The sequence below is a fragment of the Xanthomonas cannabis genome (genome assembly GCF_040616535.1).
GTDB classification, from domain to species: Bacteria; Pseudomonadota; Gammaproteobacteria; order Xanthomonadales; family Xanthomonadaceae; genus Xanthomonas; species Xanthomonas cannabis.
Map to the genome: position 1 here is coordinate 3,359,760 of NZ_CP136580.1, position 22,015 is coordinate 3,381,774.

Consider the following 22,015-nt stretch of genomic DNA (forward strand, 5'->3'; position numbering starts at 1 on the left):
ATCAGGCGTATGCAGCAGCAGGCGCGGCGTGCGCGTGCTGCAGACGGCGCTGCTTCTCGGCCATCAGCCGGCGCAGGTTGTACTGCGATGCCAGCATCAGGAACGCACCCTCCAGATAGCCGGCCTGGTGCAGCTGTTGCAGCGCCTGCGCATCGAGCGCGGCAAGCCGCTCGCGGTCGATGGCAAACAGGCCTTCCAGCTGCGCGGCGTGGGTCGCGTCCAGCGCCACGTCCAGGCGCACCGGCTGGATCAGGCCGAGCGCATCGAACGCGGCGGCCATGGCCTGCCCGGCGTCCACGCCCTCGCGGATGCCGCGCAGCACGCCGATGATGTGGTCCAGGTAGGGGCTATGGCCGCCCTGTGGCAGGAACACCGCTTCGCCTTCGCTGCGGCTGACGCGCGGATGTTCCAGGTCGATGTGGATCACCGGCTCCTGCACCAGCGCACCGTCGATGCGCTGCTCCTGGAAGCCGATCAGAAACGGGCCCTTGGCCACGATGCCGGGCAGATAGCTGGCGTTCCAGCGCCCTTCCTGCAGGAACAGGTTTTCGTCTTGGGTAAAGCCCAGCAAGGCCACGGACTGGTAGCCGCTGCCGGCGGGGTCCTTGCGGAAAAACAGCGGGTACTCGCGCTGCAGGTCGGCGTATTCGGTCACGAACGCGGGCACCAGGCCAATGGCATCACCGAACTCAGGGCCGAAGCGCAGGATGACGCGCAGGTCGTGATGCGTCACGTTGTTGAGTACGGCGTATCGCGTCATCTGGTACTCCGGCAGGCATCCATCGGCGCACTGCAGTGGGAAAGGGATCGATCGCACGCCCGGCGCGCCTGCGAACGCCGAGCATTGCCAAAAACCGGGAGGCCGGCAAGCCGCAGGGCAGCATGCGCGATGCGCGAGCGAATGCCCGCGCATCGCGTTGGGGCTGCTTGCATTCGCCGTGCAGCCACACGACTGCGGCTGCACGAAGAACGCGGGCGGGCGAACCCCCGCCGCAGTCACCCGGTTGCGGCCGCCATCCGAAAAGGACGGCCGCCCCGAGCTGCCGGTGCGCGCCTGCGACGCGGTGTCAGAACGCGTAACGCACACCCAGGGTGTAGCGCGGCTGCTGATCGATCAGACGCACGATCTGCTTCTCCGACCGACCATGCCAACGCACGTCTTCGCCGGTGAGGTTGATCGCCTCAAAGCCCACCGACAGCTGCTTGTTGAGCGCATAGCTGACGCTCAGATCGAACTGCTGGTACGCCTCGACGTAGTACGGGTTGCGGTTGGAGGCATCCTGGTTGGCCGCGATCAGGTACTCGTCGCGCCAGTTCCAGGCCAGGCGTGCGCTCCAGCCGTACTTCTCGAACATCAGCATCACGTTGGCGGTATCGCTCAGGCCCAGCAACGCGAACTGGTCGCGGTCGATGACGTTGTTGTCGAAGGCCACATCGCCTTCGACGATGGTGTAGTTGGCATAGATACCGAAGCCGGTGCTGCCGAAGAAGTACTGCCCGCCCAGCTCCCAGCCGTGGATGTTGGCCTTGTTCTGGTTGATCGGCCGCGACACGTCGAACTGATACAGCGGGTCGGCCGCAGTGCCGACCAGGTCGTAGGCGTTTTCCAGGGCGAGGCTCTGCGCAGAGCTGCCGTTGTAGGCGCCCAGGCCACCGGTGGCCGCGGCGTTGCGCAGCAGGGCGGTGGCGGCGAACAGGGAGGTGTCGTTGGCCGAGCAGGCCGCCGCCACGTCGTTGCCGGCCGCGCCGACCTGCGCGGCGCAGGCCCCGCTTTGCAGGAAGGCCAGTGCCGCCTGCGCATCCGGGCCCGAGGTGGGGTCGGTCAGCCCGTACAGGGTCTCGCGCGAGACGGTGGTGCCGATGAAGTTGCTGACGCGCTTGTTCCAGAAGGTCGCCGACACGTAACTGGCATCGGCGAAATACCATTCCAGCGCCAGGTCGAGGTTGTCCGATTCCAGCGGGTCCAGCGTCGGCGTCTGCGAATCGCCGCTGGCGCGGTTGGACGGGTTGATCAGGATCGAGCCGGCCGGCGTATTGGGCGTCGGCCCGGCGAGCAGGTTGTTGTACGGTGCGCGCGCAATGGTCTGGCCAAACGACGCACGGCCCTTCAGCTGGTCGGTGATGTCCAGGCTGAAATCCAGATTCGGCAGGATGTAGTTGTAGCTGGTCTTCTCGCTGAAGGGCTGCTGCTCGGTGGAGCGCAACAGCTGGAAGTCGTTGTTGGCCTGCCATTGCAGCGCCGTGGGCGTGGCAACCTGCGAGGTGGATTCCACATCGGTGCGCTCGTAACGCAGGCCCAGGCGGGTGTTGGCGGTCATGCCGGCGATATCGCCGGTCAACTCCAGTTGCACGTAGGCGGCACGGGTCTTTTCTTCGACCTGGTTGTTGGCGCTGTACAGCGGGTTGTAGCGCGTCTGCGCGCCGTACTGGCTGCCACCCCACAACGCCAGCTGGCTGGCATCGCCGCGCCAGGCATTGCGCGCGGCGCCGTTGGCGTTGAAGTCGTCGAACATGCCCACGATGCTCACCGGCTGCAGCAACGCGACCATGCCCGGCTCGTTGCCGGCATTGGCCACGCCCCAGTCGCCCAGCGTGGAGTAGTTGTCGCTGGTCAGGCGGTGCATGGTGGTGTTGGACGAGCTCACGCCGAACTGGAAGCGCCCGTCATCGAAATCGAACTTGCCGTCCAGGCGGCCTTCCTTGGTTTCGGTGACCTGCTTTTGATAGTAGATGCGTTGCACCTGCGAGCCGAGATTGTTGGGCGTGAAATCCGGATTGACCACGCCATTGGTGCCGGCCAGCGAATCGGCGACGGTGGGATACCACGTGCGCGCGCCGATCGGCAGCGAATTGTTGAACCACAGCTCCTGCCCCCACTGGCCGCCGCACGAAGGACCGTTGACGCAGTTGTTGGTGCCGGCAAAGCTGAAATAGGTCGCGCTGCCTCCGGTGACCGGATCGTTGGGCAGGCTCTGGGTCTTGGAGTTGTGCGCATCGAAGGTCAGCTGGAAGCGGTCGCTCACCTGCCAGTCCGCATTGAAGCCGAGCGAGCCGAGCGTGTACTTCTGCTCGTTGCGCTGCTGCTCCATGCCGAAGTCCTTGGCACCGTTGGGCACATCGCGCAGGTACACCGGCGTGGCCACGGTCTGGCCGGTATCGAAGGTGAGGTTGGTGAAGCTGTTGGCGCGTTGCAGCCAGATGCCCTGCTCGCCGCGTTCTTCGCGGATTTCGTTGGCCGAATAGGTGTAGTCCAGGGTCAGCGTCAGGCTGTCGGTCGGTGCGAACTGCATCACCGCCTGGCCGTTCATGCGCTCGCGCTGGAAATCGGCAAACGCATAACGGATGTCGTTGGGCATGCCGTAGAGCTGGCCGATCGCCGGCGCGTTGGTCACCACGGTGTCCGGACGCAATGCCGGGTCGGTGCCGGTCCAGCGCTGGATGTTCCAGCGGTTTTCGGTGGCCTGCACCGAACCGCCGTGACGCTTCTGGTAACTGGCGCTCAAGCCGATGCCGAAGGTCTTGTCGGGGTTGGTGTAGCTGAAGATGCCCGACACTTCCGGGGTGAGCGAGTCGCCGAACGGCTGCGAGCGGTCGGACACCATCTTGGCGCCTGCATTGGCCACCACGCCTTCGTGATTGAACGGCTTGTCGGTCTGGATGTTGATCGTCGCGCCGATACCGCCGCTGGGCGCGGTGGCGCGGCTGGTCTTGAACACCTCGATGCCGGTGATGGCTTCGGAGGCGAGCTGGGCGAAGTTGAACGCACGCGTGCCCACGTCCACGCCGCCGATCGGGGTCTGCCCGGGCGCGCCGAATGCGTCGGCGCCGGGGATCAGTCGGCCGTTGAGGGTGACGGTATTGAACTGCGGCCCAAAGCCGCGCGCGGTGACCTGCGCGCCTTCGCCATCGCGGCGTTCGATCGAGATACCGGTGATGCGTTGCAACGACTCGGCCAGGTTGGTGTCCGGAAACTTGCCGATGTCTTCGGCGCTGATCGCATCCACCACACCGGCGGCATCGCGCTTGATGCCCATCGACTGATCCAGGCTGCTGCGGATGCCGGTGACGTTGACGGTGTCGAGCGTGGTGGCGGCATCGCTGCTGGACTGCGGCGCGGGCGTCGGCGGAGCGACATCCTGCGCAAACGCGGGATTGATGACCAACAGGCCACCAACGAAGGTGAACATGGCCTTCGACTTGAAGCTGTTCAACGTACGACGCATCGATGTGTCCTCGGGAGTGGAGTCCAACCGCCTACGGCCGATGTCGCGGCATGCGACACGGCAGTGTCATGACCACTGCCCGACGGGGCAGTGGCGAACAGTACTGCTTTGAATAAGGTCCCCTGACGCGCATGCCGGCGATCGCCCCTTCGATCGTCGCCCTGCGTTGTGCTGTGCATGCTGCGGGCGTCACCCACCCCATGGTGTCGGCGGCGCATCCGCAACCCGTGCCCTGCACTGCATGTCAGCCAGTGATAGCGCTAACACGCCGCGCAGCCTAGTCAGGCGATAAAGGCCTTGTCACCGTGCGTTGCAGCATAGTGATTGGCCTGCACGGTTACAGCCGATACGGCAGCCGCTTGAGTCCGCAAGCCGCTCTCAATGGCGGCGCGGCTGTAAGCGTTATCAACGGATTGCGCAAAAACCGGCGACAGACACGGCGAACTTTGCACAATGCAACGGCCTTGGCGCAGCGCGACGCGGCGACTGCGCAAATGTCGAAAAGGCATGCGGCAGCGACGCCCGCGTTCCGCATGGCGGCGGTGGCGCGCACGCGATGGACGCGATGCCATCGCCATCGACAGGCGCAGGCGTGCAACGGCGCAGCGTGGTCCATCTCGTTGGTAAGAACGGCAGCCACCTCGCAATCGATTGCGGGCCACGGGGTGCGTGCAGCGCCTGGTGGCAACAGGCGTTGCCGACCGGGATCGGCAACGCCTGTCCCTGCGAGCAACGCACGCTGGCGACGATCAGCCGATCACATCCACGCGATCGTCGCTGCGATCGGCATCGGGCACTGCGTGATCCGGATCCAGGGTGACGTGCAGGACCTTCTGGGTGGTGGGCAGCGTCAGCGTCGGTGTGGTGGTCTGCAGCCAGCTCTCCACCGGCACGCGACGGCCCAGATGGCTGCCATCGGCCAGATCCACGCGCACGGTGACCGGCATCACCAGTGGCTGCCGGCTGCGCAGGGTGAGTTGCAATCCCTTGGCCGGGTCGTGATCGATGTACTGTGCCCTGGCGATGCCCATGTCCAGCTGCCAGTTGTTGAAATACCAGCCGCGCCACCACCAGCTCAGGTCTTCGCCGCTTTCGCTTTCCATCAGCCGGAAGAAGTCCGACGGGGTCGGATGCTTGTAGGCCCAGGTGGCGATGTATTTGCGAAACGCCGGGTCGAACCGTTCCGGGCCCAGGATCTGCTCGCGCAACAACACCAGGCCCAGCGCGCCCTTGAAGTAGGTCAGCGGGTGGCGGTAGGTTTCGCTGGTGGCATCGGCGATATCCATCAAGGTCGGTGCCTTGCGGTCGGCCAGCAACGGCAGGATCTCCTCCACCGGGTTACCGCCCTTGGGTGCATATTCCGAATCGCGTTTGGGCGCGTACTCGCCCTTGTTGAAGGCGTCCGATGCATAGACATCGATGAAGGTATTGAAGCCTTCGTCCATGAACGCATGCCGGCGTTCGTTGGAGCCGACGATCATCGGGAACCAGGTGTGGCCGATCTCGTGCGCGGTAATCCAGAACAGGTCCTTGCCGCCATCTTCGAAGCCATCGAAGACGATGCCCGGATATTCCATGCCCGCACCGTAACCGCCCAGGTTGATCGCCGCCGGCCACGGATAGGGATACCACTGCGAGAAATGTTCGATCGCGCCCTTGACGTACTCGGTGGAGCGGTTCCACTTGTCCGCGCCCACGCCTTCCACCGGATACACCGACATCGCCAGCGATTGCTTGCCGCCTGGCAGGTTGATGCGCGCCGCATCCCAGACGAACGCCGGCGAGGCGGCAAACGCCACGTCGCGGGTGTGCTCCATATGGAAGCGCCAGGTGCGCGTGCCCTTGCCCGCTGGTGGAGCAGCCTGCGCGGCCACCTCCGATGGCGTGCGGATCAGCACCGTGCGGTCGCTGTTGCGGGCCTGCTGCAGGCGCTGTTGCTGGGCGCGGCTGAGCACCTGCTCCGGATTGGTCAACGCACCGGAGCCGGCCACCACAAACCCGTCCGGCACGGTCACCGCGTAATCGAAGTTGCCGTATTCCAGATAAAACTCCGAGCCCAGGTACGGTTGCGTATCCCAGCCGCGCAGGTCGTCGTAGACCGCCATGCGCGGGTACCACTGCGCTATCTCGTAGATCTCGCCGTGCTTGCTGGCACTGTAGGCAGTGCGCCCGCCCCAGGTGCCGGGAATGCGGTAGCGGTAGCGGATATGCAGGGTCAGTGCCTTGCCCTGCCCGGCCAGCGGTTGCGGCAGATCCACCCGCATGCGGGTGTCGTCGACGATGAAGTGCGCGGCCGTGCGACGGCCGCCGGTGTCGATCTCCAAACCGGCGATCTGCATGCCATCGCTGAACTCGGTGCGCCGCGAAGGACGGCTGGCGGCCGCGCGCGCGTCGGCGCGATACAGGTTCTGGTCCAGCTGCAGCCACAGCACGTCCAGCGCGTCCGGGCTGTGGTTGGTGTAGTGGATGGCTGCCTCGCCAGTGAGCGTGTGGCTGGCCGGGTCGATGGTGGCCTCCAGCTGGTAATCGGCGCGGTTCTGCCAGAACAGCGGCCCCGGCACGCCACTGCCGCTGCGGTAGGCGGTGGGCGCATCCGGCAATTGCAGCGGTGCGAACAACGCCAGCGGGTCGAACGTGCCCGACGGCGCGGCGGCATCTGGCGCGGCAACCGCAAGCGGGGGTGCGCTGGCACACGCCAGCGATACGGCAACGGTGAGCAAACGGCGCATGGTGGGGAACATGCTCGGGTCCTGCGACGGGGGGACACCCATCCTACGGTGCCGCTCGCCGGGCACGGCACTGCCATTGGTCCCGGTTGGTGGCATGCGAGGTGGCGACCCGGCCATGACGCGAGGAACCCGCGCGCGATGGGGCGCCGAGGCGCGTCGATGACGGCGCCAGCGCCCTTCAGGCGCTTGATGCAGGCGGCCATCGCCTGGCATCGCTGCGATCGACGGCAGTGGTCGACACGCAACCGCCCGATCATCAATTCATCACCACACCGATGCGGACAAGGTACGCGCAGTGCTGAGGTCGATGGAAGACATGCGCAGCGCGGGCAGACACAGAAGGCAGGAGTGCCGATTGCGCCCATCGCTCCTGCCGCACGGCAGCACCACGCTGCCGCGCGCCCGGCTAGCCCGGCGTCAGGCTGCCCAGTCGTAACGCGCCATCGCCATCGTCGCCCAGTGCATCGTCGGGATTGCTCAAGCGACAGCGGCGCAGCGACAGGCAGCCACAGCCGATGCAATCGGTGAGCTGGTCGCGCAAGGCCTGCAGCTCGCTGATGCGCGCATCCAGCTGGCCGCGCCAGCGCGCGGACATGCGCGCCCATTCCGCCCGCGTGGGCGTGCGCTGATCGGGCAGCACCGAAAACGCGTCCAGCACCTGCTGCAGCGGCACGCCCAGCCGTTGCGCTACACGGATCACCGCAATCCGCCGCAGCACATCGCGCGCATAACGGCGCTGATTGCCCGCGGTCCGCAGGCTGCGGATCAGCCCCTTGCGCTCATAGAAATGCAGCGCCGACACCGCCACGCCGCTGCGCCTGGCCACTTCGCCCACGGACAACTCACGCTGCATTGCCTTGACCTCAACCTTGGTTGAGGCAGGATGCTGCGCGGCCGTGACCGACGCAAGCGCTTCGGGTCACGCCCATGCTCACTCGCTCTGGATGTTCAATGCCCACCGATACCGCCTTGCCCGCCGCCCCCCGCGACGACGCGCCGTCCACCTCGATCCTGGCAGCCCCTTATCGCGCTGCCACGCTGGGCATGGTTGCGCTGGTCTCGCTCAACGCTTTCGAATCGTTGGCCGTCGCCGCCGCCATGCCGACCGTAGCGCGCGAGTTGAACGGCTTGCCGCTCTACGCCCTGGCCTTCGGCGGGACGCTGGCCACCAGCGTGGTGGGCATGACCGCGGCCGGCCGCTGGAGCGACCGCCACGGCCCCGCCGCTGCCCTGGGCAGCGGCCTGCTGTGCTTTGTGATCGGCCTGTTGATCGCCGGCCTGGCGCCGGACATGCACTGGCTGATCGCCGGGCGCCTGCTGCAGGGGCTGGGCGCCGGTGCGTATTCGGTGGCCCTGTACGTGATTGTCGGGCGGCTGTATCCGGAAGCGTTGCGGCCACGCGTGTTTGCCGCGTTCTCTGCCGGCTGGGTGGTGCCGTCGTTGATCGGCCCGGGCATCAGCGGGCTGATCGTGCAACACATCGGCTGGCGCTGGGTGTTCCTCTCGGTGCCGCTGCTGGCGATTCCGGCCGGGTTGATGCTATGGCCGGCGCTGCGTGGGCGGCGCTGGTCCGGCGCGCGGTCCAGCCAGTCCGGCGCACTGCTGGGCTGGGCCATCGGCGCGGCACTGGGCGTGCTGGGCGTGTACCTGGGCGGCCAGCTGCATGGCCTGCCGGCGCTGATGGCGATGGTGCCGGCGCTGGTGCTCACCGTGGCATGTGCCTGGCGCCTGCTGCCCGCCGGCACGCTGACGCTGGCACGCGGGCTGCCCAGCGTGATCGCACTGCGCGGCATCGCGGCGGCGGCGTTCTTCGGCTTCGAGGCGTTCCTGCCGCTGCTGCTGTCGCGCGAGCGCGGGCTGTCGCCGCTGCTGGCCGGGATCGCGTTGAGCGTGGGTGCGTTGGGGTGGTTCAGCGGCTCGTGGTACCAGGGCCATAGCCGCGCCGGCTGGTCGCGCCCGCGCCTGCTCAAGACCGGCGCCTTGCTGATGATGCTCGGCATCGCGATCAGCGCGGGCGCGGTCTGGCCGGTGATTCCGGTGCCGGTGGCCGTGGCCGGCTGGGCGTTGACCGGCCTGGGCATGGGGCTGCTGTATCCCAGCCTGTCGGTGCTGACGCTGTCGTTGTCGCCGCCCGCGCAGCAAGGCGCCAACAGCTCGGCGCTGCAGTTGAGCGAGGCGATCGCGGTGGCCGGCATGCTGGCCCTGGCCGGGGCGCTGTTTGCCGCGTTGCTGGCATCGGCAACGCCGGCTGCTTATCTCAGCGTCTTCGCACTGGCCTGGCTACTGGCGGTAGCGAGCTTCGTGGTGGCGCGGCGGGTGTGATCACCACAGCGCTGCTGCACGTGGTGTGTGGCCGTGCCCACGCGTGTGGAGATGGTGGCAGTGTGCGGCAGGGCTGGAGGGAAACAGCGCGCGGTTCGCAGAGCTGCCATGCCTGGCTGGCGCAGCGCACCGCTGCGATCCCGGGTGCGCGCCTCGCAGGACTTTGCCGATTCTGCCGGGATCGCTGCGAAAACCACGGCCGATCGTTCCCTGCGAGCGACTGGTCATTTTTTCGCCACCCATCTTGACAGCGTTGCAGGCCGGGGCCTGCACGCAGTTGTCCACAGCCTTGTGCAAGTTCCATCCACAGGGGGTGTGGAAAAGATGCAGCGCCGTGCAGCCAACCGAGGCCTTGCACAGCGCCGGCGCCTGTGTCACGCGCGATCCGCACGGCCTGCGCCGCTGGGTGACATGCACTGGCAGCAGGCTCGCCAACCTCCGGCACACCGGGGTCCGGTGCACCACACAAGACGATGGATCACACACGTCACACCGCCACCTGGCAGTGGCGATGCCCGCGCAGCTGCCGCTTAATCGACGATGACGTGCGGCACGAAGCGGGAGGTGTCGCGGGTGATGGGGCCATCGTCGTCGCGCATGCCCAGCCCGGCCGGGCGATCGGCCACTACCCAACTGCCCACCAATGCATGGCGGCCGTCGAACACCGGCAACGGATGGTGCGCCTGCAGGATCGCCGGGCCATCCACATACGGGCCGTCGGTCTGCGCGGCGTCGCCCTGTGCCGTGACCAGCGCGATGTTGGCGCCCTCGCGCGACAGCAGCGGCTTGCGCACCCACCCTGCAGCCGGCGCTTCGCCGGCCTGCGCAAAACGCGCCGCCAGCAGGTTCGGGTGCCCTTGGTGGCGCTCCCACAGCAGCGGCAGGATGCCCTTGTTGCTCAGCACCGATTTCCATGCCGGTTCGATGAGCCGCACGCGGTTGGCGATCAACGCCGGGCCGAAGCGTTCTTCCATCATGAATTCCAGCGGATACAGCTTGAACAAGGTCTGGATCACCCGGTCCTGCTCATCGGTGAACCAGCCCTCGGCACTCAGGCCGATGTCTTCGATGGCCACTTCTTCCGTCGCGATGCCGACCTGATGCGCGCAATCGCGCAGGTAACGCACGGTGGCGCGATCTTCCAGCGAATCGCGGACCGCGGCGAAATGCATCTGCGCCCCGATGGCGCCATCTACCGCCAGCGCGCCCAGCGTCTCGCACAGCAGGTCCTGGATCAGGTTGTACTGATCGGTACCCTTGGGCAGCACACCGCTGGCGATCTGCTGCTCCAGCCACAGCCACTGGAAATACGCGGCCTCATACAGCGAGGTCGGCGTGTCGTAATTGAGCTCGTACAACTTGGCCGGGCCATTGCCCGAATAGGCCAGATCCATGCGCCCGTACAGGTGCGGGTCGCGGTTCTTCCACGAGGTGGCGATCCAGTCCCAGTAAAACGGCGGAATGGCCAGCTGGGTCAGCAGCTGCTCGGAGCCCACCACCTCGTCCACCAGCTGCATCGCCATGTCGTGCAGGTCCTGGGTGGGCGCTTCGATGTCCTCTTCGATCTGCTGCAATGAAAACGCGTAGTAGGCGCTTTCATCCCAATACGGCGCGCCGTCGATGGTGTGGAAGTGGAAGCCCAGCGATTCGGCCTGCGTGCGCCAGTCCGCGCGTTCGGGGATCAGGATGCGTTGCATGTCAGCCGCCGTACCCGGAGCTGCGCCCACCGCTACCGAACGAACTGCGTGCCGCCGCGCTGGAGCCAAAGCCCGAGCGCGACACGGTGATGGCGCGCGTCGGCATGTCGATCGCACCGCTGCGCCCGCGCACGGTGCCGATGCGGTTGCTGGCCAGATCGCCATTGGGCTTGTAGAAACCGCCACTGCGGTAATCGCGATACAGCGGAATCGCACCGCCATAGCGATAGCCGCCACCGCCGGTCATGTTGCCCAGCGCATAGCCCAACAAGAACCCGCCCATCGGCGGAATCCAGCTCTGCTGACCCTGCGGGTTCTGGACGGCCGTGCAACTGCCGAACTGTTCATCGCACTCGTAGCGCGTGTTGAAGCGCGGCGCGGCCTGCTGATGCTTGGTCACCGCCTCGTCATAGGCCTTGAGGCATTGCTGGATGTCGCTCTGTTCCTGCTTGACCTGGTAGCAGTCGGACGCCGACTGCAACACCACGCCGGTTTCCGGCTCCGAGCCGCAGCCGGTGACCAGGGCCGCCGGCAAGGCGGCCATCAGGGTCAATTTGAGATTGCGTGATCGCTTCATGGCGCAGGCTCCGTTACGGCGTGATCGCCGCGGCGTTGATCAGGCCCACGGCGATCGACACGCCCGCAGAAAAGATGCCCGCAGCGGTGACGTTGTCGGTGATCTGGCGCGAGATGCGCCCGGCGACCAGGTTGGCCAACAGATACGCCACCACCTGGATGCCACAGGCCACCAGGCCCCAGATCAAGGCATCGACCAGGCTCACCGAGTGGGTGATGGCCGAATGCAGCGGCAGTGCCACGCCGATCAGGTTGCCGGCCAGCGACGTGGCGGCGGCCACATTGCCCTGCCGCAGCAAGGTGAAGTCCTTGTGCGGCGTCACCAGGGTCACCAGTACCACCGAGACGATCAACACGCCCAGGCCGGTGCCGAAATACGAAAGAAACGCGAGAAAACTCTGCAGGTTGATCGGGTTCATGACAGGACCGGTTGGGTGAAGGGCGAGCGCACGCTCAGGTGATATCCAGATCGGCGACGGTGACATCGATGCCGACTGCGTAGGTCACGCAGAATTCGTTGGGGCCGGAATCTTCGCCGGTGATCAGCAGAAACTCCTCGCGCTGCAGCTCGGGCACCTCGCGGCTATAGAGCATGGCGTAGTGGGTCAGGTCGCCATCGCGACGTGGCGGCTGGTAGCGGTACAGCACTTCGTCGTAGGCGATGGGCGGGATGCGCGCAGTGTCGTCGGTGGATTGCGTGGCGCGTTGCCAGCGCTTGCCGGCGTAGTCGATCTGCGCCGCACCCAGGTGGGGGTGCTGCATCACGAACTCCTGAAACGCCTGCTTGCTGGGCGGGTTCACCGTCTCGCAATACACGAACGCCTTCATCGCTTCCAGATCGCCGCCCACGGTGGTGACCTGCAGGAACGCATCGTCATCCAGATAGAAGCGGTGCAGCGAATACCCATCGCCCAGATTGACGTGGCCGTAGCATGGAATGCCCTGGTGGCCGCCCGGCAGCTCGGCGGTCATGGCGTCCGGCGCCATGCGGTACAGCGTCGTATCGATCTCGACCTGCCCGCCCACGCGCAGGCCCAACGGCAGCGCATGCCCGATCGCACCGGTGCCGGAGGTCGGCAGCGGCGGCGGTTGCGGTTGGCCAAACAACTTGCTGAAAAAACTCATCGTCAGACACCTCGTGGCGATGCGGAAATGGCGGATTCGGCGCGCAGCGCGGCCCACGCGATGGCCTGTGCAGGCACACGCTGCTCGGCCAGGTAGTACAGCATGGCACCGGCGGCGACAGCGGTGCGTGCTGGCGGGTTCAAGCGCAGCGCGCCGTCGGGCGCGCGCAGGCCCAGCAGCAGGGCGCCGCGCTGGCTGAAGTCGGCCGCGAGCCGGCTGTAGTCCAGCGTCTCGACAGTGGCGGGCACGGCAAGACTGAACTGGGTGGGGCCATCGTCCACCGACAGCAGCTCGGCGGTGATTGCGGCGCTGCCCGGGTCCTGCGCGGCGCGGGCCAGGATCTCGGCGGTCATCGGGCGCGTGCACTCGATGGCCGGGTAATGGCAGTTGACCAGGCGTGCGGCGCTGGCCGAATCGAAATGCGCCACCACATGCGCAGCCGGCGCATGCGCCATCAACGCAAAGACCGCGGCCAGGGTCTGGTCGTCGGACGGCGGGTTGACGATCACCCGCGCGGCGCCCGCGATGCCGGCACGCAGATAGACCTCGGTGTGGGTGTAAGACTCGGCCGCCACGAAGCGCATGTGGTCGGGCATCGGGTTTTCGCTGATGCCTTCGGCGATCAGCACCACGCCTTCATCGTCGGTGGCGGTATCGGACAGCAGCAGGTCCAGCAGGCGGCTGGACGCGGCGCCCTGCCAACCGATCAGGATGGTGTGCCCGCGCAACGCGTCGTAGGCCATCTTGCCCATGTAGTGACGCCTCCAGAAGGTGATGAGCACCGCACTGGTCTTGGCCAGCACCGTGGCAAACAACGCCACCGCGCCCGGCATCAACACGAACGCGGCGATATAGCGCCCGGCCACCGAGCCCGGCGACAGGTCGCCGTAGCCGATCGTGGTGGCGGTGGTCATGTAGTAATACGGAAACGCGTCCAGGCCGACGAGCCTGTGCTCGCCGGCCAACCGCAACAGTGCCCAGCTCAGGCCCATGTGGGCCAGCAGCGCGAGCGCCACCATGCCCCAGCTGACGCGGCGCACATGCCGCCGCAAGACCCGGTACAACCGGCCGACAATGATCATGGCGCGTCCTGTGCCGTGGCGCTGCGGTCAGCTGTCGCTACGCGGGACCTGCTGCACGTCGCGCACCTGGCCGATCAATGGCGCCGTGCCGCTGGTGGTGTCGTGGCCCAGTTGCGCGGCGGGCTTCTTGAAGCGCGCCAGCACGGCGGCCGCGTTGGACTCGCCTTCCATCAGCCCGGCCGCGGCCAGACGCCGATTCAGATCGCCGTCGCCGCTGGACGCTTCGAGTTCTTCGGCCGATTCGATGCGCGCCGAGGTTTCGGCCTGCCGCGCCTTGATGCGCTCCAGCGATTCCAGTGCCGAGCCCATCTTGCTGCTGGCGCCGGAATGCCGCGCGGCGATCGCCGCCTGCGCCTTCTGCACCGCATCGGTGGCCTTGACCGTGTCGATCTGCTGGCGCATGCCGCGCAGCTGGTTTTCGGTCTTCTGGATGGTGGCCTTGAGCGTCACCACCGACTGGTCCAGCGATGTCTTGGAGGCCTTGTCGCCGGCGTCTTCGCTTTCCAGCGCAGCCAGCTTGACCGCCACGTCATGCGCCAGCGCTTCATCGTTCTTGGCCAGCGCACCTTCGATATAGCGCGTGTACTCGGCCATCTTGCCGGCGCGCGCGTCGATCTTCTGCTGGGCCAGCTTGCTTTGCGCCATCAGCTTGGTCAGTTCTTCGCGCGAGCGCGTGAGCTGGGCGCCGGCATCGCGCATTTCCTGGTCCAGGATGCGCAATGCATTGGCATCGACCGCCTTCTGGCCGGTCTCGTGTGCGGTGCCACGCAGCAGCGTGATCAGTTTGGAAAAAATACTCATGACAACACGCCTTTAGGAAAAGAACGGCTTGAGAGATTCGGCGGCATCCAGCGTATTGGCCGCCAGGGTCTGGATTTCCTCGTCGATCTGGTCGAGCGTGGACGACGCCGACAGCTCACCGAAGACCACGTAGCTGTCCTTGCCGTCGACCTGCACCAGGCCCAGGTTGGACAGGGGATTGAGCGGGTTGAGCCGCAGGCAGGCGTCGTTGAACGCGGCGCGGTCGTTGACCTGATCGGCATTGGCCAGCAGCGTGGACACGAATACCTGCGAGCCCGAGGCGGCCACCTGGATCTGCATGTCGCCGTGGTCGGCCAGGGTGAGGTTGATCGCCGGCTCCAGCCCGTCGATGAGTTCGACCTCGATCGGCTGGCCGCGGTAGCGCTCGGCCAACAGGCCGTGCAATTCGACAGTGGTGTACTGCGTCATACGATGTCCTGTCCTTTGGAAACGGTGGTCAAGCAATGGGCGGACATACTACAGACTGTTCGCGACCGGCAGAACGTGCCGTTCGGCACCGGTCAGGCGGCATCAAGTGCCGGCGCGACCGGCAGAACGTGCCGTTCGGCACCGGTCAGGCGGCATCAAGTGCCGGCGTTCGACCGCTGGCACCACCCGGGTGCGCCCCGTTCCGGCGCATGCCGCACAGCGCTGCGCCGCGTCGCCGCTGCACACGCCGCCGCGCGTGCCGGCCCTGCCAGGCGAACGCGTTGGGCGCGGCAGCGGCCCCCGGCACCGCCGCGCCAACGATGCGGCCGCCAGCGTGCGCGCCGCCGCGTCGGGCGGGCGTTACGGGTAGAGCATCCGCTTGGTCCAGTGGCTGGCCGCATCGGCCTCGTACCGCCAACGTTCGTGCAGGCGGAACTTGGCGCCATACCAGAACTCGAACGCCTGCGGCACCACCCGGAAGCCGCCCCAGCCATCCGGCCGTGGCACCTGCCGGCCGTCGAAGGTGGCCTCGACCTTGGCGATCGCCGCGTCGAACTCGGCGCGCGAGCCGAGCGTCTGCGATTGCAGCGAAGCCCAGGCGCCGATCTGGCTCATGCGCGGGCGTGACGCGAAGTAGGCATCGGCTTCGTCTGCGCTGACCAGCTGCACGCCGCCCTCGATGCGCACCTGGATGCCGGCCTCGCGCAGGCTGCGCCACAGGAACAGCAGCGCAGCCTGCGGATGGGTCTGCAGGTCCCGCCCCTTGGCACTGTCCAGATGCGTGTAGAACACGAATCCGCGCGCATCGAAGGCCTTGAGCAGTACGGTGCGCGCGCTCGGCCGCCCATCCACGGTGGCGGTGGCCACGGTCATGGCGCTGGCTTCCAGCTCGGCGCTGTCCTGCGCCTCGGCATACAGCGCGGTAAAGGTGGCAAGGGCTTCTGCGTACAGATCGGGCATGGCGGTGCGTGGAGGCAGGAGGGGCGTCCATTGTGGGCGCATCGCCGGCACTTGTCCTACGCCCGGCTGTCGCAGCCGGCATGGCTGACCATGGGCGCGGGCGCGCGACATGCGGCGTTGCAGGGCCACCGCACCGCGCGGCGTGCTGGCGGCCGCGATGGATTCGGCGCGCGCCAACCGGCCCGGTGCGCAAGCGTGAATGCTAGGATCCCTGCGCATGAACCCCGCTCCCAATCTCGTGATGGTCGGCCCGATGGGCGCCGGAAAAAGCTGTATCGGCCGACGCCTGGCCGAGCGCTTCGGGCTGGATTTCGTCGATGTGGATCAGGCCATCGTCGACCACGTGGGCAGCAGCATCGCGGCCATCTTCGAGCAACACGGCGAAGCACGCTTTCGCGAGCATGAGGCGCAGACCCTGCAGGCGCTGCTGCAGCAGGACAACAAGCTCATTTCCACCGGTGGCGGCGCGGTGCTGGATCCGCTCAACCGCGAGCGTATTCGCGCGCGCGGATTCGTGGTGTATCTGCACGTGAGCGTGCCGGCGCAACTGACCCGCCTGGCGCGCGACCGCAACCGCCCGCTGCTGCAGCGCGCCGACCGCGAGCAGGTGCTGCACACGATGGCCGCGCATCGCACCCCGCTGTACCAGGAAGTGGCCGACCTCACCCTGGAAACCGATCACTTTTCCCCCGCCGAAGCCACCGCGCAGCTGGTGCTGCGCCTGGCCGCGCAATGGCGCATGTCGAGTACCCCTGCATGACACTCCCCCGCTCCAGCCGCAGCGTCGATGTCGACGGTGCACAGCCTTACACCATCACCATCGCGCCCGGCCTGCTCGCCGACGGTGCACGCCTGGCCAGCCATGTGCGCGGTCGCCACGTACTGGTGCTCAGCGACACCCAGGTGGCACCGCACTACGCCGCCGGCGTGCGCAGCGCGCTGCTGCAGGCGCGCCCGGACCTGCAGCTGGGCGAGCTGGTGATCGCCGCCGGCGAAGCCTCCAAGACGCTGGACAACTTTGGCGCTGCGATTGCCGCACTGGCCGAGCTCGGCGCCACCCGCGACGCCTGTGTGTTCGCACTCGGTGGCGGCGTGGTCGGCGACCTGGCCGGCTTCGCCGCGGCCTGCTGGATGCGCGGGGTGGACTGCGTGCAGCTGCCCACCAGCCTGCTGGCGATGGTGGATTCGTCGGTCGGCGGCAAGACCGCGGTGGATATCCCGCAGGGCAAGAACCTGGTCGGCGCCTTCCACCCGCCACGCGCGGTGATTGCCGATACCGACACCCTGCACACCCTGCCCGCGCGCGAGCTGCGCGCCGGCCTGGCCGAGGTGATCAAGTACGGCGCCATCCGCGACCCGCTGTTCTTCCAGTGGCTGCATGCCGAACGCCGGGCGTTGCTGGAAGGCGATGCCGACGCCCTCGCACAGGCGATCGCACGCAGTTGCGAGCACAAGGCCGACATCGTGGCGCGCGACCCGCTGGAAAAGGGCGAGCGCGCCCTGCTCAACCTGGGCCACACCTTCGGCCATGCGATCGAGACCGAACAAGGCTACGGCGCGCCCGGCAACGACAACCTCAACCATGGCGAAGCAGTCGCGGTGGGCATGGTGCTGGCCGCGCGACTGTCGGCCGCGCTGGGCATGAGCGATGTGCAGGACACCGAGGCGCTGCGCGCCCTGCTGCAGGAGTTCGAGCTACCGACCGAGATCCCGCCCGGCCTGGCGCCGCACGCCCTGTTGGGCCGCATGCGGCTGGACAAGAAGAACGTCGCCGGCCGCCTGCGCCTGGTGCTCTGGCGCGGCATCGGCAAGGCCGAAGTGGTGCCGGACGTGGACGAGGCTGCGGTGCTGGAGATCCTGGCCGGCTGAGGCCCGCCGGCCAGGCAGGCACGCAACGCTGCATGGCCGCACGCAACTGCCGTCGACCGCCCCGACGCCCGCTCCTTGTAGGAGCGCACATGGGCGCGACGGGGCTTGCCAGTAAATCCCCATCGCGCCCAGGTGCGCTCCTACGCAATCCCTGCTTGCCAGCGCTCCCGGCGCAACCCGGCGCGCCTGCTGCCCCCCAGCCTTCAGCAGCGCCCGGCTACAATCGGTGACATGCGCATCCTCCTGCAACACGACTCCGGCGGCAACGAGCCGCTCCGCTATGTCCAGCTGACCCTGCAACCGGATCTGTTCGGGGGCTGGGAACTGCTGCGCGAGAGCGGCCAGATCGGTGGACGCACGCAACTCCGGCGCGACCAGTACCTGCTGCAGGACGAGGCAGACCGGGCCTTCGAAAAGGCCCGCGACACCCAGCTCAAGCGCGGCTTCCAACTCATCACCGGCGGCGCCGACGCGCCGCGCTGAGGACACACCTTCCCATGCTCAAGAACGATCGTCTGCTGCGCGCCCTCAACCGCCAGCCCGTGGACCGCACCCCCGTATGGTTGATGCGCCAGGCCGGCCGCTACTTGCCGGAGTACCGCGCCACCCGCGCGCGCGCCGGCAGCTTCCTGGGCATGGCCAAGAACCCGGACATCGCCTGCGAAGTGACCCTGCAGCCGCTGCAGCGCTTCCCGCTGGATGCGGCAATCCTGTTCTCCGACATCCTGACCATCCCCGATGCGATGGGCCTGGAGCTGTACTTCGTCGAAGGCGAAGGCCCCAAGTTCCGTCACCCGGTGCGCGATGCCGCCGCGATCCACCGCCTGGGCGTGCCGGACATGGAAACCGAACTGCGCTACGTCATGGATGCGGTGCGCGTGATCCGCCGCGAGCTGGACGGGTCCGTGCCGCTGATCGGCTTCTCCGGTAGCCCGTGGACGCTGGCCTGCTACATGATCGAAGGTGGCGGCAGCAAGGAGTACGCGCGCATCAAGGCCATGGCCTTCAACGCGCCGGAACTGCTGCACCACCTGCTCGGCACCGTCACCGATGCGGTCATCGCCTACCTGGCCGCACAGCGGGCGGCCGGTGCGCAGGCATTGCAGGTGTTCGACACCTGGGGCGGCGTGCTGTCGCCGGCGATGTACCGTGAATTCTCGCTACCCTACCTCACCCGCATCGCGCGTGAGCTGGAACGCGGTAATGGCGCAGAACGCACCCCGCTGGTGCTGTTCGGCAAGGGCAACGGTGCCTATGTGGCCGACCTGGCCGCCAGCGGCGCCGAAGCGGTGGGCGTGGACTGGACCATCTCGCTGGCCGATGCCGCGCAGCGCGCCGGTGGCCGCGTCGCCGTGCAGGGCAACCTGGACCCGGCCACCCTGTACGGCTCGCCCGACGCGATCCGCGCCGAGGTCGGCAAGACCCTGGACAGCTACGCCCAGGGCAACGGCGGCTCGCGCGAAGGCCACGTCTTCAACCTTGGCCACGGCATGTCGCCAGACATGAATCCGGAGCACGTAGGCGTGCTGGTGGAAGCGGTGCAGAGCTTGAGCAAGCGCTGACGGGCCCTGCAACCGACGGCACCGCGCGTGCTGTCGGTTGCCGCAGAATCAGGCCGGAACACGTTCGTGTGCTGGCCGAGCAGTGCAGCGCCTAAGCACGCGCTGACGGGCCAACGCCGCCCGCGTCGGAACGCTGTCTTCATCACCAGCATCGGGTCGTCGTAACACCGCGCATCGACGCCGATGCGTCAGCCTCCTGGACCCGCTCCCGGCGACGCCGCGGCGTCGGTCGTGGCATCCCACCCATGCCAAGCGCTGCCCACACGCGCATGCCCGGCGATACCGCAGACCAGAGCAGGCAGCCCGCAGCCGGCCTCTGCGCACGCGTACCGATTTGTGACGGCACTCATGCTGTGAGTCGAGGCGCTGCGGCTGCAGCGTCACAGCCGATTCGTCTGATCTCTCACCAGCGGCACGTAGTGCGGCTGGCGCAGGACAGCGCAACACGGAACCCGCTGGCAGCCGGCCCAGACGATGCACGTCCTCGCGCATTTCGCTGGGTGTTTTTGCAAACCCGGTTGCGATTTGCCGATGAATTCACCGCACCGCGTTCCAGATCGCATCGCCCCCTCGCATGCCGCTCTCAAGCCGGTTCGGCTTCACGTCGATAAACCCGGCATTGCCGTCGTTTGCGCCAATTCTTCGAAAGCACAGCGATCTACTGTTGCTCCACGGTGATGCGGTGCCACCGCAACACATCTCCAGCCAGGCAGGCCGCCTGCACAACCTCGACACCGTCACGTTTGTTCCAGCGCTTCAATCATCCGTACATCAGGGAGAAAAGCATGGCCTTTCCAACTGCCGTCAACGACCAGATCACCGACTCCGTCACACAAGCCAATACCAAGGTGCTGGGCGATGCCCCCGCCATCGCCATGGGCAATCTTTACCAGGCCACTGCACAAGCGCTGGCCAATGCCGCCCATAACGCAACCAATGCGCAGCAGCAGAGCTATGTCACTGCGCAGTCTTCAACCACGATGGGGGGTCGCCACCCTGTACTCCATCGATACCGCCACCACCGGAGTGGCGACCAAGCAGGTTCTGAGCACTGGCGTGAAGGGCCTGGGCTAAGCCAATCGTGATTTCTTGCACATAAGGAGCAAGCAATGGCATTTCCAACCGCAGTCAATAATCAGATCACCGATTCCGTTACCCAGGTAAATACAAAGGTCCTGGGTGATGCACCGGCGATTGCAATGGGCAATCTGTATCAGGCAACCGCGCAAGCGTTGGCCAATGCTGCCCACAACGCAACCAACGCGCAGCAGCAGAGCTATGTCACTGCGCAGTCGGCCACCACCATGGGCATGGCCACCCTGTACTCCATCGATACCGCTTCCACCGGCGTCGTCACCAAGCAGATCCTGAGCGTTTAACGGCCAGGCTAACGCCAAGGACATCCACCAATGGCATTTCCCACCGCCGTCAACGACCAGATCACCGACTCGGTTACCCAAGCCAACCTGCAGGTACTGGGAAGCTCGCCCGCCGCAGCCATGGGCAATCTGTACCAGGCCACCGCGCAGGCGCTGGCAAACGCGGCCCACAACGCCACGCTCGCGCAACAGCAGATGTATGTCACCGCACAGGCAGCGACCACCATGGGCGTTTCGCTGCTGTATTCGCTCGATACCGGCACCACCGGTGCCGCCACCAAAAAGATTCTCGGCTAACCGCTAACGCCGCAGCGTCTTCGTTCTTTCACTACCTCAAGGAGCTATCACCATGGCCTTTCCGACCGCCGTCAACAGCCAGATCACCGATTCCGTTTCCCAGGTCAACACCAAGGTCCTCGGCGATGCGCCGGCGATTGCAATGGGCAACCTGTTCGTCGCCACCAGCCAGGCGCTGTCCAACGCCGCGCACAACGCCAACCAGCAGCAGTCCTACGTGACGATGCAGGCATCGACCACCCAGGGCGTGTCCACCCTGTACTCGATCGATACCGCGTCCGATGGCGTCGCCACCCGGGAAATCCTGAGCGCCGGGCTCCGGTAATCGGCAGCCAGGCGCCGCTGCCACAGGGTGAGCGGCGCCTGGTTCGATATGCCAGACCCATAAAACTCACACGCAGTTCGCCGGCCGAATCGAGAAAGGACGCCCCATGCTGCAACTACGTCATATCCCCACGTCCAACACCCTGGACGTCTTCGTCAGACTGATCAGGGGCCGCACCATCGTGGCGACCTTCGCGCCGCACCAGAAGGCAGTGATGAACGTCGAGTTCGACGGAATTCTCCCGCTGATTCCCGGTGTGCAGCCGCTGGTGTATCGCCAGAAGCTGGACGGCGTGATCGATGTGCCGCACGGCAATTTTGCCTTCCTGGAATCCGTGCGCAATGGCGTTGCCCTGCAATACGCAGGCAAGCACGAGCCACAGAACACCGTGCTGTTCTCGGCGTCGGCTGGCATTGAACAGCGCAGGCCGTCGTTGGCCTAGAACGCAGGGCTAGTGCCCCGTCATGCAGCCAAGCGCGCGTGCCGCAAGCGTCGCCAGCCTGGTCGGCCCTGCCGTCGGCAAAGCTCCAAGCGTGCATTCGGCTCTTGATCGAACGCTTCCCTCGCCCGCACTCGGTCGTTCCCCCTCATGTGAGACGACGCTCGCTTGCGGTGACCGGTCCGGCGACGGGCGCAAGA

21 protein-coding genes and 1 pseudogene are annotated in these 22,015 nt (G+C 66.7%); 10 read left to right on the top strand and 12 right to left on the bottom strand.

The features are described 5' to 3' along the window. Position 1: 1 nt before the first annotated feature. The 4 genes from RZV17_RS14370 to soxR form a co-directional block, all read right to left on the bottom strand. Positions 2-760: a SapC family protein gene (locus tag RZV17_RS14370; RefSeq protein ID WP_355604418.1), complete on the bottom strand. Its 759-nt coding sequence runs from the start codon at positions 758-760 to the stop codon at positions 2-4. A 307-nt stretch (positions 761-1,067) separates the two neighbouring features. Next, complete coding sequence (locus tag RZV17_RS14375; protein WP_039409335.1) at positions 1,068-4,223, bottom strand: TonB-dependent receptor; 3,156 nt, start codon at positions 4,221-4,223, stop codon at positions 1,068-1,070. 749 nt (positions 4,224-4,972) lie between these two features. Beyond that, positions 4,973-6,964, bottom strand: a complete 1,992-nt coding sequence (locus tag RZV17_RS14380; RefSeq protein WP_355604421.1) for a M1 family metallopeptidase — start codon at positions 6,962-6,964, stop codon at positions 4,973-4,975. Between the two features lie 394 nt (positions 6,965-7,358). Beyond that, the gene (gene soxR, locus RZV17_RS14385) at positions 7,359-7,805 is read right to left on the bottom strand and encodes a redox-sensitive transcriptional activator SoxR (protein WP_039409341.1); all 447 of its coding nucleotides are present in this window, start codon (positions 7,803-7,805) and stop codon (positions 7,359-7,361) included. A gap of 98 nt (positions 7,806-7,903) precedes the next feature. Between soxR and RZV17_RS14390 the strand changes: the two genes are divergently transcribed. Then, on the top strand, positions 7,904-9,274 hold the full coding sequence (locus RZV17_RS14390; protein WP_355604424.1) for an MFS transporter: 1,371 nt from the start codon (positions 7,904-7,906) through the stop codon (positions 9,272-9,274). Between the two features lie 530 nt (positions 9,275-9,804). On the opposite strand, the gene RZV17_RS14395 is transcribed toward RZV17_RS14390, so the two are convergent. The 8 genes from RZV17_RS14395 to pdxH form a co-directional block, all read right to left on the bottom strand. Continuing rightward, positions 9,805-10,971 carry a glutathionylspermidine synthase family protein gene (locus tag RZV17_RS14395; RefSeq protein WP_184374902.1) on the bottom strand — a complete coding sequence of 389 codons (1,167 nt, stop codon included), beginning with the start codon at positions 10,969-10,971 and terminating at the stop codon, positions 9,805-9,807. 1 nt (position 10,972) lies between these two features. Beyond that, a complete protein-coding gene (locus tag RZV17_RS14400; RefSeq protein ID WP_047696477.1) occupies positions 10,973-11,548 on the bottom strand; it encodes a DUF1190 domain-containing protein in 576 nt (191 codons plus the stop codon). A 13-nt stretch (positions 11,549-11,561) separates the two neighbouring features. Further along, positions 11,562-11,966 carry a DUF350 domain-containing protein gene (locus tag RZV17_RS14405; protein WP_039414407.1) on the bottom strand — a complete coding sequence of 135 codons (405 nt, stop codon included), beginning with the start codon at positions 11,964-11,966 and terminating at the stop codon, positions 11,562-11,564. A gap of 34 nt (positions 11,967-12,000) precedes the next feature. Further along, entirely contained in the window at positions 12,001-12,678 is a 678-nt protein-coding gene (locus RZV17_RS14410) for a YjfK family protein (protein ID WP_355609399.1), read from the bottom strand. Continuing rightward, entirely contained in the window at positions 12,675-13,754 is a 1,080-nt protein-coding gene (locus RZV17_RS14415; protein ID WP_355604427.1) for a potassium channel family protein, read from the bottom strand. The genes RZV17_RS14410 and RZV17_RS14415 overlap by 4 nt, the downstream gene beginning before the upstream one ends. 27 nt (positions 13,755-13,781) lie before the next feature. Continuing rightward, positions 13,782-14,555, bottom strand: a complete 774-nt coding sequence (locus RZV17_RS14420) for a PspA/IM30 family protein (RefSeq protein WP_047696482.1) — start codon at positions 14,553-14,555, stop codon at positions 13,782-13,784. Between the two features lie 12 nt (positions 14,556-14,567). Next, positions 14,568-14,984 carry a YjfI family protein gene (locus tag RZV17_RS14425; protein ID WP_039414395.1) on the bottom strand — a complete coding sequence of 139 codons (417 nt, stop codon included), beginning with the start codon at positions 14,982-14,984 and terminating at the stop codon, positions 14,568-14,570. A 360-nt stretch (positions 14,985-15,344) separates the two neighbouring features. After that, positions 15,345-15,944: a pyridoxamine 5'-phosphate oxidase gene (gene pdxH, locus RZV17_RS14430; RefSeq protein ID WP_039414416.1), complete on the bottom strand. Its 600-nt coding sequence runs from the start codon at positions 15,942-15,944 to the stop codon at positions 15,345-15,347. 217 nt (positions 15,945-16,161) lie between these two features. On the opposite strand from pdxH, the gene RZV17_RS14435 reads away from it, so the two are divergent. From RZV17_RS14435 to RZV17_RS14475, 9 genes and pseudogenes are all read left to right on the top strand, one after another. Further along, a complete protein-coding gene (locus RZV17_RS14435; protein WP_047696486.1) occupies positions 16,162-16,704 on the top strand; it encodes a shikimate kinase in 543 nt (180 codons plus the stop codon). Beyond that, complete coding sequence (gene aroB / locus RZV17_RS14440) at positions 16,701-17,813, top strand: 3-dehydroquinate synthase (RefSeq protein ID WP_123137280.1); 1,113 nt, start codon at positions 16,701-16,703, stop codon at positions 17,811-17,813. Before RZV17_RS14435 ends, aroB begins: the two co-directional genes overlap by 4 nt. 231 nt (positions 17,814-18,044) lie before the next feature. Next, entirely contained in the window at positions 18,045-18,296 is a 252-nt protein-coding gene (locus RZV17_RS14445; RefSeq protein WP_039414382.1) for a WGR domain-containing protein, read from the top strand. A gap of 14 nt (positions 18,297-18,310) precedes the next feature. After that, the gene (hemE, locus tag RZV17_RS14450) at positions 18,311-19,375 is read left to right on the top strand and encodes a uroporphyrinogen decarboxylase (protein WP_123137281.1); all 1,065 of its coding nucleotides are present in this window, start codon (positions 18,311-18,313) and stop codon (positions 19,373-19,375) included. Between the two features lie 785 nt (positions 19,376-20,160). Then, positions 20,161-20,449, top strand: a pseudogene (locus RZV17_RS14455) (RebB family R body protein). Between the two features lie 35 nt (positions 20,450-20,484). Then, a complete protein-coding gene (locus RZV17_RS14460) occupies positions 20,485-20,754 on the top strand; it encodes a RebB family R body protein (RefSeq protein ID WP_355604431.1) in 270 nt (89 codons plus the stop codon). A 30-nt stretch (positions 20,755-20,784) separates the two neighbouring features. Then, entirely contained in the window at positions 20,785-21,051 is a 267-nt protein-coding gene (locus tag RZV17_RS14465) for a RebB family R body protein (RefSeq protein WP_039414371.1), read from the top strand. A gap of 52 nt (positions 21,052-21,103) precedes the next feature. Further along, positions 21,104-21,376: a RebB family R body protein gene (locus RZV17_RS14470; protein ID WP_355604434.1), complete on the top strand. Its 273-nt coding sequence runs from the start codon at positions 21,104-21,106 to the stop codon at positions 21,374-21,376. A 106-nt stretch (positions 21,377-21,482) separates the two neighbouring features. Then, entirely contained in the window at positions 21,483-21,818 is a 336-nt protein-coding gene (locus RZV17_RS14475; RefSeq protein WP_039414365.1) for a hypothetical protein, read from the top strand. Positions 21,819-22,015 lie beyond the last annotated feature (197 nt).